Source organism: Rhizobium sp. YTUHZ045, assembly GCF_051124255.1.
GTDB lineage: Bacteria > Pseudomonadota > Alphaproteobacteria > Rhizobiales > Rhizobiaceae > Rhizobium.
The window spans coordinates 372,467-385,593 of record NZ_CP101433.1 but is presented as its reverse complement, the minus strand read 5'-3'; the positions used below and the strand labels follow the sequence as shown (position 1 = coordinate 385,593).

The following is a 13,127-nucleotide window of genomic DNA, read 5'->3' as shown; positions in this document are numbered from 1 at the left end:
GGGTCTTCACTCTCCACGCGCGCGGAAGGATTGAACGCATGAACCAGACACTCGGCGCTAGGCTTTCCCCCGATCTGACGGGCGCCAATGTCGAAGACGCGGGCGAGCACAACAGGGCCGTCGTGCTCCGCTGCATCCACCGCCAGGCGCCGATTTCGCGCGCCGAAATCGCCAGGCAGACCGGCTTCACCAAACCGGCAATCGCCCGCATCGTCGACCGCCTGCTGGACGAGGGCCTGATCATGGAGGCCCGCCGCCGGCATGGGCTCAGAGGCCAGCCGGCAATCGAACTCGAAATCAATCCCGACGCCTATTACGCCATCGGCATCAACATCGACCGCGACCATCTGACGATCCTGGCGGTCGACGCCGTCGGCAATGTGCGCGCCCGCGTACACCACGAGAAACGCTTCATCCTGCCGGCGGAATTCATGCAACTGACATCAGATGCGATCTCGCATTTCCAGCGCAGCCGGCTGATCGACGATGCGCGCCTTGCCGGCATCGGCCTTGCCATGCCGGATTGGCTCGGCGAAATCTCGCTGCTCGGCAAGCCCGACGCCTATCAGGAATGGACTGATTTCGACGTGCGCGCCGCACTGGAGAGCCTGACGCCGCATCCCGTCTTCACCGAAAATGAGGCTAATGCCGCTGCCCTTGCCGAGCTCAACTACGGCCTCGGCGCGGAAAGTAGCAGCTTCTTCTATATCGCCGTCAATGCCTGCCCGGGCGGCGGCCTCGTCCTCGACGGCAACGGCCATCGCGGCGCCATGGGCCTCAGCGGCGAGATCGGCTGGCTTCCGATTGCCGACGGCCGCGACGGCGAGGCACAGAAGGTCCAGCTTCTCGGGGAGATCTTCTCGCTGTTCTTCCTCTATGATTTCCTCGCCCGGCATGGGATCAAGGTGAGCGTGCCGCAGGATCTGCTGACCCTCGACGCGCGCGGCAAGCGCCTCGTTTCACAATGGCTGAAGGTAATGAGCGCGCATCTCGCCGTCGCGGTCAAACATATCGCCATGATCGTCGATCCCGATGCCGTGCTCGTCGGCGGCCGGCTGCCGATCCGCATCGTCGATGAATTGCTGCGTTACGTGCACGAGCATCTCGACGCCGAGGACACGAACCTGCCCTCGCTCCATCGCGCCTCGATCGGCGAGGACGCCTCGGCGATGGGCGCGGCGGCCATGCCGATGGCGGCGGCCCTGATGCTCGCCTCGGCTGACGTGGCCCAACGCACGCGCTCGCCGCTCAAGAATATGGATCGGCTGAACAGTTGAAACGGCCGCAAGGCCCCCGGATTTTGATGAGGATCGGAGGATATGGTGAAGATCGGCTTCTATACCTCGACATTCAATGACCGCCCGCTGGAGGAAGTGGTAGATTTCGCCGCGTCGGCGGGGTTCGAAGCGATCGAGATTGATGTCGGCGGCCACATCAAGACGCCCGACCGGGTGGAGGACGCCATCTCGCTGGCACGAAGCCGCGGCCTCTTCGTCTCCTCGATCACTTTTTTCGGCAATCAGCTTGATGCCGATCGCGACAAGCGCCGGGAACTCCGGGCAAGGACCTCAGAATTTGCCGAAGCGATCGGCGGCGCCGGCGTTCCGATCTTCGTGATCTTTCCCGGTCGCAACGATACGGCAAGCGACGAGGCCAATTATGACGACTTCGCCGACTTCGCGATTGGGCTGATCGCGCAAACGCAGGCAAGCGGCCTCACCTTCGCGATCGAGAACTGGCCCGGACCTAGAGACAATTTCATCGGAACGACGCCTAGGGGATGGCAGGAACTTTTCCGCCGCATCGAGGACCGCCGCTTCGGCCTCGAATTCGACCCCTCGCACCTCATCCGCATCGGCGTCGATCCCTATCGGGCGCTGGAGGCGGTCAAGGACCGCATCGCCATTCTGCACGCCAAGGATACGGCGATCGACGCCGAGGCCCTGCAGGCACTCGGCTATCACGGCAAGGGCTGGTGGCAATACAAGTTGCCGGGGCTCGGTCTGCTCGACTGGCCGCGTTTCCTCAGGCAGGCCCGCGGCTACGGTTTTGACGGCACGCTGTCGATCGAGCACGAGGATGCCGCTTACGGCTGGCCGGGCAAGGACTTGGCCGCGCGCAAGGAGGGTGAGCGCCTCGGCCTCGATTATCTCAAAAGTGTCTTGAACGGACTTTGACGGCGAATTCGGGAGGAGTTTCATGGCCCATGTTTCGGTCAGCAATGCGCGCAAGGACTACGGCGCCTTCAAAGCCATCAAAGGCGTGTCCGTCGATATCGGCGACGGCGAATTCGTCGTCCTGGTCGGCCCCTCCGGCTGCGGAAAATCGACGCTGCTCAGAATGATCGCCGGCCTGGAGGGCATCACCTCGGGCAAGATCCAGATCGGCAAGCACATCGTCAACGAGCTTGCGCCCAAAGACCGCGACATCGCCATGGTGTTCCAGAACTACGCGCTCTATCCGCATATGACGGTGGCGAAGAACATGGGCTTCTCGCTGCGGATGAAGCGCATGCCGAGATCGGAGATCGATCAGCGCGTCGGCAATGCGGCGAAGATCCTCGGGCTGGAAAACCTGCTGGAGCGTTATCCGAAGCAGCTTTCGGGTGGCCAGCGTCAGCGCGTCGCCATGGGCCGGGCGATCGTGCGCGATCCAGCCGTCTTCCTGTTCGACGAGCCTTTGTCGAACCTCGATGCCAAGCTTCGGGTGCAGATGCGCTCGGAGATCAAGGAACTGCATCAGCGGCTGCAGACGACGACAATCTACGTGACCCACGACCAGATCGAAGCCATGACCATGGCCGACAAGATCGTTGTCATGAAGGACGGGCTGATCGAGCAATCGGGCTCGCCGCTCGAACTCTATGACCGCCCGAACAATCTGTTCGTCGCCGGTTTCATCGGCTCGCCGGCGATGAATTTCATCAAGGGCAGCATGAGCGAAGACGGGTTCAGGACCGTGGACGGGCTGCTGCTGCCGAGCGAACGCCGGCCGAAGGATGCCGTGACCTACGGCATTCGTCCCGAACATATCATGCTCGACCCCAACGGCATCGAAGTGACGACCGTCGTCGTCGAGCCCACAGGCTCGGAAACACTCGTGCTCGTGCGGCTCGGAGGTCAGACGCTGACCTGCGTCTTCCGCGACCGGATCCGGGCCGCCCCAGGCGACGTGTTGAGGATCGCCCCCGGCCACGACACCGTTCACCTCTTCGGCGCCGACGAGCAGCGCATTACCACAGGCGAAGCGCCATTGAGTTAAGCCCGCCGAATGCCCCCTCCCCTTCGGCCGGGCGCCGCCGGGGGCGCGTTATCAGCGCCCCCGGCCCAAATCCCCGGTCGGCCGGACATCACGCAGAGATCCGGCAAGTGCTTGGACGAGCATCGAAAAGGTTAATATGCGTTAACCTTAAATTTCTTGGCCGGTATCGGAGAATCGCGGATAATAACGGTTACAGGGGCTTTTGATCCCGAAAACCGTTATCCGAAAGATTGCTGCCGATGAACGCTAATTCGAACGCCGTGAAGGCCGCGCCGCTCTATTTCGAGGATCAGATTCTCGAGCACGGCGACGTGATTTCGAAGAAGCTGCATCTCCTGAGCGTGCAGCGCTTTCCGCCGAACGCGAAGAAGACGCTGCGCAGCTTTTCTCTTGCCGAGGTCGCCAGTTATGTCGGCGCGTCGCAGAGCACGCTGAAGAAACTGCATCTCGAGGGCAAAGGCCCCTGCCCGCAAACGTCGCCTTCTGGGCGGCGCTCCTACAGCGCCGAGCAGATGCTCGAGCTGAGGCGCTATCTCGATGCGCATGGCCGCTCCGAAAGCCGCATGTATGTGCCCCATCGCCGCGCTCATGAGAAGCTACAGGTCGTCGCCGTCGTCAATTTCAAGGGCGGCTCGGGCAAGACGACGACGGCTGCCCATCTTGCCCAGCATCTGGCGTTGACCGGCCACCGCGTGCTCGCCGTCGATCTCGATCCGCAGGCATCGCTCTCATCCCTGCACGGCTTCCAGCCGGAGTTCGACCAGGCCGCCTCGCTCTATGAAGCGATCCGCTATGACGGCGAGAAGAAGCCACTCTCCGAGATCATCCACAAGACGAATTTTCCCGGTCTCGACATCGTGCCAGCCAATCTCGACCTGCAGGAATACGAATACGATACGCCGCTTGCCATGGCCGACAAATCGACCAATGACGGCAAGACCTTCTTCACCCGCATCTCTCGCGCGCTTGCCGAGGTCGACGATCGTTACGACGTCGTCGTCATCGATTGCCCGCCGCAGCTCGGCTACCTCACGCTGACGGCGCTGACAGCCGCGACCAGCGTTTTGATCACCATCCATCCACAAATGCTCGACGTCATGTCGATGGGCCAGTTCCTTCTGATGCTCGGCGGCATCCTGAAGCCGATCCGCGCCGCCGGCGCCGAAGTGAACCTCTCCTGGTATCGCTATCTCATCACCCGCTTTGAGCCGACCGACGTGCCGCAGGCGCAGATGGTCGGCTTCATGTCGACGATGTTCCACGAATTCATGCTGAAGAACCAGATGGTCAAATCCACCGCGATCTCGGATGCCGGGATCACCAAGCAAACGCTTTACGAGGTCGAGCGCGCCTCGATGAACCGGGGTACCTATGATCGCGCGCTGGAGGCGATGGACGCCGTCAACGCGGAGATCGCCGGCCTCATTCACCAGGCATGGGGGCGGTAAATTTGTCGGCTGACAAATTCGCCGTTTCCGTGAGCCAAATCAATGCAATGACCGCAATCGGAGGAAGCTGATGGCACGAAAGAACCTGCTGGAAGGGCTGGCCGATATGCCTGATGAAAACGCAGGCGCGCCGAACTATCCGATGCGCGGGGCAGGCCGGTCGCTCGTCCGCTCGCTGGATGAGCTTGCCAAGCAGGCGGAAAAATTCCTGGAGGGCGAGGCGGTGGTCGATCTCGACCCCGATCTCGTCGAAGCCTCCTTCATCAAGGACCGCCTGTCCGAGGATGACGAGGACTTCCAAGCGCTCGTCGAAGCGATCCGCGCGCGCGGACAGGACACGCCCATCCTGGTGCGTCCCCACGCCAGGATCGACGGACGTTATCAGGTGGTCTTTGGTCACCGGCGGCTGCGCGCCGCCCGCGAACTCGGCCGCAATGTCCGTGCCGTCGTCAAGGTGATCGACGACCGGACCCACGTGATCGCCCAGGGTCAGGAGAATTCGGCCCGCGCCGACCTCACCTTCATCGAGCGCGCACTCTTTGCCAGACGGCTGGAGGAGCTCGGTTACGACAGGGAGGTCGTCTCGACCGCACTTGCCGCCAATGCGGCTTTGGTCTCGAAGATGCTGTCGGTAATGGACCGCATCTCGCCGGAGGTCGTCCAGGCAATCGGGCCGGCGCCCGGCGTCGGCCGCGAGCGCTGGGTGGAACTGTCGCTGCTCGCCGGAAAATCGGCCAATGCGGCAAGTGTCGCCAAGGTCCTGCAAGACGACAACTTTCATCAGCTACCTTCCGACAAACGTTTTGAAGCGCTCTATGCGGCGCTGAACAAAAGCGCGCGACCGGTCAAGAAAACCGTCGCCGCGAGGAAGGTGAAATGGCAGCCGCGGGATAAGGCGGTCCAGGCGGAAATGAAGAATGACGGCAAGGCGTTCTCGCTCTCGATGAAGGCCAGAAATGCCGGCCGCTTCGGAGAATTTCTCTCCGGCAGGCTGGATGCGCTCTATGAGCAATTCCTCGCCGAGGAGGGCAAACAAGGAGACTGAAACCGCAAAAGAAAAAGGCCCCCAAACGAACGAGTCGTGGAAGCCCTTCTCACATCCTTAAGCAAGACAGAGAATCGCATTTTCACGAATCCCAGTCAAGAGTCCTGCAGCGCCTCGGCGTCTTTTCAGACGCGCAAATGACGCTGCGGCACTTTTCCTCCTCGCATCGTTTCGGTGAGCGGATTTCTTTTGCCTGATGAGAGGTGAAGGAAATGGAGAGTGACTATGTGACGACGCCCTTCGGGCGGCGGCCGATGACACTTGCCTTGCTGCTGAAACAGCGGCGTGGCGAGGCGATCGCGGCCGGAACGACGCGCAACAAATGGAACCTGTTCCGATCGGTCTGCGAGGCGCGGGCAGGGCTCGACGTGACCGACCGGGCGCTGACGGTGCTTGATGCGCTGCTGAGTTTTTATCCCGAGGACGAACTCTCCAGCGACAAACCGCTGGTGGTCTTTCCCTCCAACGCGCAGCTTTCGCTCAGAGCCCGCGGCATGGCCGCCGCCACCTTGCGCCGGCATCTTGCCCTGCTGGTGGAAGCCGGCCTTATCTCCCGCAAGGACAGCCCGAACGGCAAGCGCTATGTGCGCCGTGGCAGGGAAGGCGGGATCGACGAGGCCTACGGCTTCAGCCTCGCACCGCTTCTCGCCCGCGCAGGCGAAATCGAGACGATGGCGGCGCGCATCGTGGCCGACCGCCAGATGCTGCGAGGCATGAAGGAGCAGCTGACGATCTGCCGGCGCGACATCGCCAAACTGATTTCCGCAGCCGTCGAGGAAGCTGTTCCCGGCGACTGGCAGCGCATCTCTTCGATGTTCCAGGCGATCCTGCAGCGCATTCCGAAGGCTGCAAATCTGGAAAACCTCCCGCCGATCCTCAAAGAACTCGAGATAGCCCGCGAAAATATCGTCAACCTATTGGAACTGCATGAGAAAATGCAGATGCCGAGCGCCAGTGAATCCCAAATTGAGCGCCACATACAGAATTCTCACCCCGAATCCATAATTGAATTTGAAGCGGGTCTCGAAAGCGGACAGGGGGTGACGGCGGAGAGGCGGGCCGAGCGGAATGATCAGCCGGAGACGAAACCGGACGATGACAGTCCGGAAGCGCAGGCGAGTGGCGGGGAGCGATGGCGCTTCGCTGTCAGGAAGAGGGCAACCGAACTCAAATCCTTCCCGCTCACCATGATTCTCCAGGCCTGCCCCGACATTTCCGATTACGGTCCGGGCGGCGCGATCGGCAGTTGGCGGGATCTGATGACGGCTGTTATCGTGGTGCGCACGATGCTTCACGTCAGCCCATCTGCCTATGAGCAGGCGTGCGCGGTGATGGGACCGGAAAACGCCGCCACCGTCATCGCCTGCATTTTGCAGAGGGGAGGGTGCATCCATTCCGCCGGCGGCTATCTCCGGGACCTCACGCGGCGCGCCGAGCGAGGTGAGTTTGCGTTGGGGCCGATGCTGATGGCGCTCCTGCGCGCAAAAGATCCACCTGTCGCCAAGCTCAGCTGACGGCGTTCTTCCTGCCGCGCAGAAGTGCGGCGCGGATCTGTTCGTTCTTGCTCAGCACAGGAGCGGCAACCACGACAGGTGCCGGCTCGGGTTCCTCGGCCTTCGCGGCGCTCTGCTTGAGGCTCAGGAAACGCTTCTGCGCAACCAATCGGTCTTCCTCCGACAGCGGCTCGACCGGTTCGCCGTCGATGTTATGGCGCATGGAATCGGGCTGAGCGCTGGCGAAATAATAGCGCCGGCAATGGACATAGGCAGCGGTCGCGCGCCGAAGCGTCGTCACGCCGGCATCGGGCTTCAGGAGCGGGCGCAGCTCGTTGAACAGACCGACGACGAAGGGGAGGACGGGATCACCGGGCTTGGCCGGAAGCACGCCGACAGGCCGGATCAGCAGCGAGTTGATCGCGTTTGCCTTCTCAACATCAAGCTCGGTCGCCGCTATCGGCCCGCGGCTGATCTTCCAGGGTTTGTCCATGTAAACTCCATAACGGCCGACTGTGATGGTATCTTGACGGAGAGGGTAGATAGAGGCGCAGGTCGCACATTGCTAGCCCTGCGGCAAGCCGGATGCGAGACAAAGATTTCTGAGCGGATATGGGTCGGTTTATCGGCCCACCATGCATCTAGTCGTTTTTTGTCCGGAAGTGCATTGACCTCGGGCTTCGATTACATTTCTTATCCGCGCCCAAGATGAGTGACCGGCCGCGGGGAGGATGTATGCGGGTTTTCTCGAATATTGAAGAGCTGCGCCACACGCTCGATGCGCTGAAGCGGCAGGGGCGCACCATCGGCCTCGTTCCGACCATGGGCTATCTGCACGCCGGACATCTCAAGCTCGTCACGCGCGCCAGGGCCGAGAACGACATCGTCGTCGTCTCGATCTTCGTCAATCCGCTGCAATTCGGCCCGGCCGAAGACCTCGGCAAATATCCGCGCGATCTCGAACGCGACGGCGACATGCTCAAGCAGGCCGGCGTGAATTTCCTCTTCGCGCCCGGCGTCGAGGATATGTATCCCCGCCCGATGAAGACGGTGGTCGACGTTCCCGATCTCGGCCGCGAACTCGAAGGCGCAGTCAGGCCCGGCCATTTTGCCGGAGTCGCCACCGTCGTCACCAAGCTTTTCAACATCGTCCAGCCTCAGACTGCTTATTTCGGGGAGAAGGACTACCAGCAGGTCGTCATCATCAAGCGCATGGTGGAAGATCTCGCCGTGCCGGTGCGGGTGATCTCTGTGCCGACCGTGCGCGACAGCGACGGCCTCGCCTTGTCGTCGCGCAATGTCTATCTCAGCCCCGATGAGCGCCGCGCGGCGGTGATCGTTCCGCAGGCGCTGGATGAGGCCGAGCGGCTCATCGCCGAAGGCATCACCGATGCGCAAGAACTTGAGGCGAAACTCACCGCCTTCATCGGCCGCGAGCCTCTGGCAAAACCCGAAGTCGTCGCAGTCAGGGATGCAGAAACGCTGGCGCCGGTCGCTTCGCTCGAAGGCCCCATCGTGGTGGCGCTCTTCGTGCAGATCGGCACGACGCGGCTTCTCGACAACAGAGTTGTCGGAAACAACAGCAGCCCGGCGAGCGGGAACAGAATGATCCGAGACAACCGAATGAGCGGTCAGCCGGGAAAGGGAGTGACGAAATGAGCGCCACCGGATCTCAGAAGCGCCTGACGCCGACGCGGATCGCAGCCATGAAGGGCGGTAAGCCGATCGTCTGCCTCACCGCCTATACGACGCCGATGGCGCGCCTCCTCGACGAGCATTGCGACCTGCTGCTGGTCGGGGATTCGCTCGGCATGGTGCTCTACGGCATGGAGACCACGATCGGCGTGACGCTGGACATGATGATCGCTCATGGCAAGGCCGTGATGCGCGGCGCCGCCAATGCCTGCGTCGTCGTCGACATGCCCTTCGGAAGCTATCAGGAATCGAAGGAGATTGCCTTCCGCAACGCCGTGCGCATCATGCAGGAAACCGGCTGCGACGCCGTCAAGCTCGAAGGCGGCGAGGAGATGGCCGAAACCATCGCCTTCCTGACGAAGCGGGGCATTCCCGTGCTCGGCCACATCGGCCTGATGCCGCAGCTCGTCCACACCGCCGGCGGCTATCGCTCCGTCGGCCATTCCGAACACGAGACCTCGAAGATCCGCCGCGACGCGCATGCGATTGGCGGCTCAGGCGCCTTCGCCGTCGTCGTCGAGGGCACGGTGGAGCCACTGGCCCGCGAAGTGACGGCAGCCGTGCACATCCCGACTATCGGCATCGGCGCCTCTTCCGCCTGCGACGGCCAGATCCTGGTTTCCGACGACATTCTCGGCCTCTTCAATGATTTCAAGCCGCGTTTCGTCAAGCGCTACGACGAACTCGGCAAGAGGGTCGCGGACGCCGCCGCCTCCTATGCCGAAGAGGTGCGGGCGCGCAAATTTCCGGCAGCCGAGCATACGTTCAAGCGCCGCAGTTGAGGTGAGGGGCGGGGTCTTAGACGCTGAGATGACGGCCAAGGTCCGTCACGTGAGCGGATCCTGCGCGCGCATCGTCTCGGCCGAGCGGCGCACCGCCTCGGCGACTTCCTGCAGCTGCTTGGCCATCGGCGTCGAATTGCGCCAGACCATGCCGATCGTCCGCGACGGCTGTGGCGAGGGGAAGCGGGAGATTGAGACTTGGGCCGAGCGCGTTTCGACCGGAACGGCCATCTCCGGAATCAGTGTCACGCCGATGCCGGCACCGACCATCTGGACGAGGGTGGAGAGCGAGCTGCCTTCCATGATCTCCCGCGGGCGGGCTGGGCCGATCTTGCAGAAGGACAGCGCCTGGTCGCGGAAGCAGTGGCCCTCTTCGAGCAGCAGCAGCCGCATTTCGCGCAAGGCTTCGCGCTCTGGCACCGGCTTGTCTCCCTCCTCCTGCCGCCGGACCAGCACGAATTCTTCCTTGAAAAGCTCGAGTTCGGTGAGCGAGGGTTCCGACACCGGCAGCGCGACGATCGCCATGTCGAGCTGGCCCTGCGCCAGTTCATGAACCAGCTTGCCTGTCTGCGTCTCGCGCACCTCGATCTGAATTCCGGCGAAGGTTTCGTTGAGATCGTTTATAATTGCCGGCAGAAGGTAGGGCGCGATCGTCGGAATGATGCCGATGCGCAGGCGCTTGAGGAAGGATTCGCGCGAGGCGCGGGCAAACTCCCCCAATTCGTCGACGGCGCGCAGGATGTCGCGGACGCGCAGCGCGAAGCTCTGTCCGAACGGGGTAAGCTTCACCTCGCGCGCGCTGCGCTCGAAGAGCTCGCCGCCCAATTCTTGCTCGAGTTCTTTGATCTGCATGGAGAGCGCCGGCTGGGAGATGGCGCAGGCGTCGGCGGCACGGCGGAAGCGGCCATCCCGCGCCAGGGCTTCAAAATAGCGTAGCTGTTTCAGGGTAAGATTCTTCATAACCTCAGCTTATCGCGACAATCAGTAAATCCAACTTAAAATTATTGAACGCTTCCGATATGAAGACTGCAGGGAGAGAGTGGGGCGTCAGCTCGGCTCATCTTTTTGAACCGCCGACCGATCAAGCAATGAAGGAGACGATCATGGACAACCCCACTGACAGCACAGGAAAATGTCCTGTAGCCCATGGCAATACGCCGCGCGGCAGAGCCAACCGCGACTGGTGGCCGAACCAGCTGAACGTGCAGATTCTTCATCACAATTCCGGCCGTGCCGACCCGATGGGCAAGGAGTTCGACTATGCCGAGGAGTTCAAGAAGCTCGATCTGGACGCGCTGAAGAAGGATCTTCATGCGCTGATGACGGATTCTCAGGACTGGTGGCCGGCCGACTTCGGCCATTACGGCGGCCTGTTCATCCGCATGGCCTGGCATAGCGCCGGCACCTATCGCATCACCGACGGCCGCGGCGGCGCCGGTCAGGGCCAGCAGCGTTTCGCGCCGCTCAACAGTTGGCCTGACAACGCCAACCTCGACAAGGCCCGCCGGCTGCTCTGGCCGATCAAGCAGAAATACGGCAACCGCATCTCCTGGGCCGACCTCCTGATTCTCACCGGCAACGTCGCGCTCGAATCGATGGGGTTCAAGACCTTCGGCTTCGCCGGCGGCCGCGCCGACGTCTGGGAGCCGGAAGAGCTCTACTGGGGTCCGGAAGGCACCTGGCTCGGCGACGAGCGCTACAGCGGCGAACGCCAGCTTGCAGAACCGCTCGGCGCCGTTCAGATGGGCCTCATCTACGTCAACCCGGAAGGCCCGAACGGCAATCCCGACCCGGTCGCTGCGGCCCGAGACATCCGTGAAACCTTCGCTCGCATGGCAATGAACGACGAGGAAACCGTGGCATTGATCGCCGGCGGCCACACCTTCGGCAAGACCCATGGCGCAGGCGACCCGTCCTTTATCGGCGCCGAGCCGGAAGGCGGCGCGATCGAAGACCAGGGCCTTGGTTGGAAGAGCACGTTCGGCACCGGCGTCGGCAAGGACGCGATCACCGCCGGTCTCGAAGTCACCTGGTCGCAGACGCCGACCAGGTGGAGCAACTACTTCTTCGAAAACCTCTTCGCTTACGAGTGGGAGCTGACGAAGAGCCCGGCCGGCGCGCACCAGTGGCGGGCCAAGAACGCCGAAGCCTCCATCCCGGACGCCTATGAGGCGGGCAAGAAGCATGTGCCGACCATGCTGACCACCGATTTGTCGCTGCGCTTCGATCCGATCTACGAGAAGATCTCGCGGCGGTTTCTCGAAAATCCCGGTGAGTTCGCCGACGCTTTCGCCCGCGCGTGGTTCAAGCTGACCCACCGCGACATGGGACCGAAGGTGCGCTACCTCGGCCCTGAAGTTCCGGCCGAAGACCTGATCTGGCAGGACGTGATCCCGGCGGTCGACCATCCGCTTGTCGACGATCAGGACATTGCCGAACTGAAGGCAAAGGTTCTCGCAACCGGCCTTTCCGTACAGGAACTCGTCTCAACCGCCTGGGCGTCGGCCTCGACCTTCCGCGGCTCCGACAAGCGGGGCGGCGCCAATGGCGCGCGCATCCGCCTGGCTCCGCAGAAGGACTGGGAAGCCAACCAGCCGGCGCAGCTCGCCAAAGTGCTCGGTGTTCTAGAAGGCATCCAGAAGGACTTCAACGCAGCCCAGACGGGGGCTAAGAAGATCTCGCTCGCCGATCTGATCGTGCTTGCCGGTGCTGCCGGCGTCGAAAAGGCCGCGGCAGCGGGCGGCAACGCCATCAGCGTGCCCTTCACGCCGGGCCGCATGGACGCGTCCGAAGCCCAGACCGACGCGCATTCCTTCGCGCCGCTCGAGCCCCGCATCGACGGCTTCCGCAACTATGTGAACGACAAGCGCCATCAGTTCATGAAGCCGGAAGAAGCGCTCGTCGACCGCGCCCAGCTTTTGACGCTGACCGGGCCTGAGATGACCGTTCTCGTCGGCGGCCTGCGCGTGTTGAAGGCAGGCAATCCCGAGCACGGCGTCTTCACCTCGCGCCCCGAGACACTGACGAACGACTTCTTCGTCAACCTGCTCGACATGGCCACGCAGTGGGTTCCGGCCGCCGGCAAGGACGGCGTCTATGAAGGCCGCGACCGCAAGACGGGTGCGCCTAAGTGGACCGGTACCCGCGTCGACCTGATCTTCGGCTCGCACTCGCAGCTGCGCGCCTTCGCCGAAGTCTACGGCCAGGCCGACGCCAAGCAGAAGTTCGTCAAGGACTTCGTCGCCGCCTGGAACAAGGTCATGAACGCCGACCGCTTCGACCTCGTCTGATCGGTTCAGCGAGTTTTGCCCGGGCGCGGCTTTCGGCCGCGCCCGGTTTTTTTTGTGAATGTCCTGGGGCGGCTACAACCGTCCAAGCTTCCGATCCTCGCCGCACGTGATGG

11 protein-coding genes are annotated in these 13,127 nt (G+C 62.6%); 9 read left to right on the top strand and 2 right to left on the bottom strand.

Going from position 1 to position 13,127, the window contains the following annotated elements; genetic code table 11:
- Positions 1 to 38: 38 nt before the first annotated feature.
- From NMA58_RS24025 to repC, 6 genes are all read left to right on the top strand, one after another.
- The gene (locus tag NMA58_RS24025) at positions 39 to 1,277 is read left to right on the top strand and encodes an ROK family transcriptional regulator (protein ID WP_434714198.1); all 1,239 of its coding nucleotides are present in this window, start codon (positions 39 to 41) and stop codon (positions 1,275 to 1,277) included.
- Positions 1,278 to 1,322: 45 nt separating this feature from the next.
- Positions 1,323 to 2,177, top strand: coding sequence for a sugar phosphate isomerase/epimerase family protein (locus NMA58_RS24020; protein WP_434714366.1), 855 nt, complete (start codon positions 1,323 to 1,325; stop codon positions 2,175 to 2,177).
- Between the two features lie 22 nt (positions 2,178 to 2,199).
- Positions 2,200 to 3,261 (top strand): ABC transporter ATP-binding protein, encoded by a 1,062-nt coding sequence (locus NMA58_RS24015; protein ID WP_434714197.1) that lies wholly within the window; start codon positions 2,200 to 2,202, stop codon positions 3,259 to 3,261.
- 239 nt (positions 3,262 to 3,500) lie between these two features.
- A complete protein-coding gene (repA, locus tag NMA58_RS24010; RefSeq protein ID WP_221113634.1) occupies positions 3,501 to 4,709 on the top strand; it encodes a plasmid partitioning protein RepA in 1,209 nt (402 codons plus the stop codon).
- A gap of 70 nt (positions 4,710 to 4,779) precedes the next feature.
- Entirely contained in the window at positions 4,780 to 5,754 is a 975-nt protein-coding gene (gene repB, locus NMA58_RS24005) for a plasmid partitioning protein RepB (protein ID WP_434714196.1), read from the top strand.
- A 212-nt stretch (positions 5,755 to 5,966) separates the two neighbouring features.
- The gene (gene repC / locus NMA58_RS24000; RefSeq protein ID WP_434714194.1) at positions 5,967 to 7,268 is read left to right on the top strand and encodes a plasmid replication protein RepC; all 1,302 of its coding nucleotides are present in this window, start codon (positions 5,967 to 5,969) and stop codon (positions 7,266 to 7,268) included.
- Here repC and NMA58_RS23995 read toward each other — a convergent pair.
- Positions 7,261 to 7,740, bottom strand: coding sequence for a ProQ/FINO family protein (locus NMA58_RS23995; protein WP_434714192.1), 480 nt, complete (start codon positions 7,738 to 7,740; stop codon positions 7,261 to 7,263). The genes repC and NMA58_RS23995 overlap by 8 nt on opposite strands.
- A gap of 242 nt (positions 7,741 to 7,982) precedes the next feature.
- Here NMA58_RS23995 and panC point away from each other — a divergent pair, with 242 nt between their 5' ends.
- Both panC and panB read left to right on the top strand, forming a co-directional pair.
- Positions 7,983 to 8,906, top strand: a complete 924-nt coding sequence (panC, locus tag NMA58_RS23990; RefSeq protein WP_434714191.1) for a pantoate--beta-alanine ligase — start codon at positions 7,983 to 7,985, stop codon at positions 8,904 to 8,906.
- The gene (panB, locus tag NMA58_RS23985) at positions 8,903 to 9,724 is read left to right on the top strand and encodes a 3-methyl-2-oxobutanoate hydroxymethyltransferase (protein WP_097601236.1); all 822 of its coding nucleotides are present in this window, start codon (positions 8,903 to 8,905) and stop codon (positions 9,722 to 9,724) included. The genes panC and panB overlap by 4 nt, the downstream gene beginning before the upstream one ends.
- Positions 9,725 to 9,769: 45 nt before the next feature.
- Here the strand turns inward: panB and NMA58_RS23980 are convergent, their stop codons facing one another.
- Positions 9,770 to 10,684 carry a LysR substrate-binding domain-containing protein gene (locus tag NMA58_RS23980; protein WP_434714189.1) on the bottom strand — a complete coding sequence of 305 codons (915 nt, stop codon included), beginning with the start codon at positions 10,682 to 10,684 and terminating at the stop codon, positions 9,770 to 9,772.
- Positions 10,685 to 10,827: 143 nt separating this feature from the next.
- Here NMA58_RS23980 and katG point away from each other — a divergent pair, with 143 nt between their 5' ends.
- Entirely contained in the window at positions 10,828 to 13,014 is a 2,187-nt protein-coding gene (gene katG / locus NMA58_RS23975) for a catalase/peroxidase HPI (protein ID WP_434714187.1), read from the top strand.
- Positions 13,015 to 13,127: the final 113 nt, after the last annotated feature.

Coding starts and splice junctions, on each gene's coding strand:
- NMA58_RS24025 (WP_434714198.1), top strand. CDS start 39: ATGAACCAGACACTCGGCGCTAGGCTTTCCCCCGATCTGACGGGCGCC.
- NMA58_RS24015 (WP_434714197.1), top strand. CDS start 2,200: ATGGCCCATGTTTCGGTCAGCAATGCGCGCAAGGACTACGGCGCCTTC.
- repA (WP_221113634.1), top strand. CDS start 3,501: ATGAACGCTAATTCGAACGCCGTGAAGGCCGCGCCGCTCTATTTCGAG.
- repB (WP_434714196.1), top strand. CDS start 4,780: ATGGCACGAAAGAACCTGCTGGAAGGGCTGGCCGATATGCCTGATGAA.
- repC (WP_434714194.1), top strand. CDS start 5,967: ATGGAGAGTGACTATGTGACGACGCCCTTCGGGCGGCGGCCGATGACA.
- NMA58_RS23995 (WP_434714192.1), bottom strand. CDS start 7,740: ATGGACAAACCCTGGAAGATCAGCCGCGGGCCGATAGCGGCGACCGAG.
- panC (WP_434714191.1), top strand. CDS start 7,983: ATGCGGGTTTTCTCGAATATTGAAGAGCTGCGCCACACGCTCGATGCG.
- panB (WP_097601236.1), top strand. CDS start 8,903: ATGAGCGCCACCGGATCTCAGAAGCGCCTGACGCCGACGCGGATCGCA.
- NMA58_RS23980 (WP_434714189.1), bottom strand. CDS start 10,684: ATGAAGAATCTTACCCTGAAACAGCTACGCTATTTTGAAGCCCTGGCG.
- katG (WP_434714187.1), top strand. CDS start 10,828: ATGGACAACCCCACTGACAGCACAGGAAAATGTCCTGTAGCCCATGGC.